We start from the raw sequence: 2,321 nt of genomic DNA, 5'->3' as shown, positions 1-2,321 counted from the left end.
ACCGAATAAAATCGGTGTTATAATTAACTCATAAAGTCAAACAAGCGAACAAACAAAACAGTTGCGAAGCTTCTGTGAATGTAGTTACACGTTGTATTCAACTCAGCGTAAGTAGCAAGTTTGGCAAATAAAAGGCCCCATAGGGGCGGAGAGGAGTGATTTATATGTCAATTAATGATTTGATTAAAGCCATTATTGCTCTAGTGGTTTTAATACTTGGGATAAATTTTATGGTGGATAGGACATTAACTTCATTTACTAGTCTTTACGAGGTTGAAAAAGAAGATGAAAATGGTAAAGAGAGCTGAGATTTCAACAATGGATGAAAATTGATCGATTGATAAAGAAAATAGCGCAACTGTGGGAATATAGCTTCCTAATAATATTCTAAAAAGAGTCTCAATTAATTTTCTTTCTTTATTATTCAAATCTTCAAGTTCTCTCCCGCTTTTCCGCACTATAAATAGAATGAACATTTCAGGAAGGGAAAACAGAAAAAAATAAACAACTCCAACAAAAAAAGAAAGTTTAACAAGATTTAAGTAATCTATTTTAGTAATTACCGAAATAGCAGGATCGCTAGGTAACTTAATTTTTAAAAGCGTAGAAAAATAAGAAATAATTATAAAAAAAGTAATTATAAAAAATGAAATTACCAACAAATAAATTAGGCTTTCTAAAAATTTTATTTTTTTAATTTTGTTCATAAGAACCTCCAATATAATTTTAGTTTAGTCACTTACATTATATCACGGAGTTATGATATCGCTCACAATGAGCAGGGAAGACTGGCGAACAGGTTCGATTCCTGAACTTCCCTTACTGCGTATGCAGAAGTTTAAAAATAGAAAGGATTATTATTGAAAAAATTAAAAAAGAAAAAAGTTTATGTAGACTGGCGTGACTTACCAATATGGTTGGTTGTAGTTATGTGCTTAATTACATCTTTGATAACATCAGGGTTAATAACGTTACTAATGGTGCGACTATTGCAGAGGTAACGAAAGCAACAATAATCGGGAAAGCAATATGGTCAATAATCCTTCCGTGAAGAGTTCTTTTACGCTCATCTAGTAAGGCAATTCCTTTTTGAGTAATAGAATAAAAATCGTAAGTTTTTATTTTACCTCCTTGAAATTTCTCTATATATTCAAGATTTTGGAGATATCTCAAGGAATTGATAATATCTTCAAGATTTATACTTTCAGGAGTAACATCTTCAAGTTGACTATTAGTATAAGCCATATTATTTTTTCTCATTACTTTAAGAATTTTAAGAGATTTATTATCCACCGATTCCATTATAATTTCTCCGTTTTCTTTCAATTATAGCATTTCTTGGCGGGGATATAAATTAGAGAAATGGTATTACTAAAATACATACACAGAAAGGAGCCAGTATGGCAGAGAAAACACCACCAAAAATTAAATTAAAAGCTGCAAGAACAAATGCTGACTTTTCAGCTAAAGAAGTTGCTGAAATTGTTGGAAAAAACTATCAAACTATTTTGAGTTATGAAAAAGATAGCACTGAAATTCCCATGAGTCTAGCAAGAAAATTGGCAGAAATTTACGACTATCCTATTGATTTTATTTTTTTAGGAAAAACAACCGAATATAATCGGTTTAAAGCTAGTTAGAAAGGAAAAAATATGAACGAATTACAAAATTTCACAAATGGAATTTTCAATCTTGACGTTAAAGTCGAGGGAGAAGAAGTTCTATTTAGTGCAGAACAAGTCGCAAAATCGTTAGGTTTAACTCAAAAGCAAAATAAGAGTGGAAAGATTTACGAGAGCATTCGCTGGGAAACTATTAATAAATATCTTCCCCAACTTTCTGGGGAAATTGAAAAAGGTTCATTCATCAGTGAACCTATGGTATACAAACTTGCATTCAAAGCAAACAATGCTGTATCTGAAAAATTCACAGATTGGTTGGCTGTTGAAGTCCTTCCAACAATCCGCAAAAATGGAGCTTACATGACTAATGAAGTTATTGAAAAAGCTTTAACAAGTCCAGATTTCATCATTCAACTCGCTACTAATCTTAAAGATGAGCAAGAAAAAACAGCGATGTTATCTCAACAGGTTGCAGAAAGCAGACCCAAAGCAGATTATTATGACCGCATCATGAAATCAAAATCTTTGGTAACGATTAGTCAGATTGCCGAAGATTATGGAATGAGCGCCCAAGCATTAAATAAAATGCTTTATGAGTTAAAAGTTCAACATAAAGTTGGCGGACAGTGGTTATTATACGCTAAACATAAAAATCATGGTTATACATTTAGTGAAACAAATGTTATTCCGAATCACAAA

4 protein-coding genes are annotated in these 2,321 nt (G+C 31.7%); 2 read left to right on the top strand and 2 right to left on the bottom strand.

What is annotated here, in order from left to right:
• Positions 1-251 precede the first annotated feature (251 nt).
• Entirely contained in the window at positions 252-707 is a 456-nt protein-coding gene (locus AB0N14_RS39835) for an alkylphosphonate ABC transporter permease (RefSeq protein ID WP_312257860.1), read from the bottom strand.
• Positions 708-939: 232 nt separating this feature from the next.
• On the bottom strand, positions 940-1,293 hold the full coding sequence (locus AB0N14_RS39830; RefSeq protein ID WP_351515825.1) for a hypothetical protein: 354 nt from the start codon (positions 1,291-1,293) through the stop codon (positions 940-942).
• Positions 1,294-1,400: 107 nt separating this feature from the next.
• Between AB0N14_RS39830 and AB0N14_RS39825 the strand changes: the two genes are divergently transcribed.
• Complete coding sequence (locus AB0N14_RS39825; RefSeq protein ID WP_023189646.1) at positions 1,401-1,640, top strand: helix-turn-helix transcriptional regulator; 240 nt, start codon at positions 1,401-1,403, stop codon at positions 1,638-1,640.
• A gap of 12 nt (positions 1,641-1,652) precedes the next feature.
• Positions 1,653-2,321 (top strand): phage antirepressor KilAC domain-containing protein (locus AB0N14_RS39820; RefSeq protein ID WP_366030569.1); only part of this gene is annotated, 669 nt, incomplete at its 3' end.

The sequence above is a fragment of the Streptomyces sp. NPDC051104 genome, assembly GCF_040682835.1.
GTDB classification, from domain to species: Bacteria; Actinomycetota; Actinomycetes; order Streptomycetales; family Streptomycetaceae; genus Streptomyces; species Streptomyces cynarae.
Note: the sequence above shows the minus strand (reverse complement) of the source record. Positions and strands in the feature narration are given on the sequence as shown.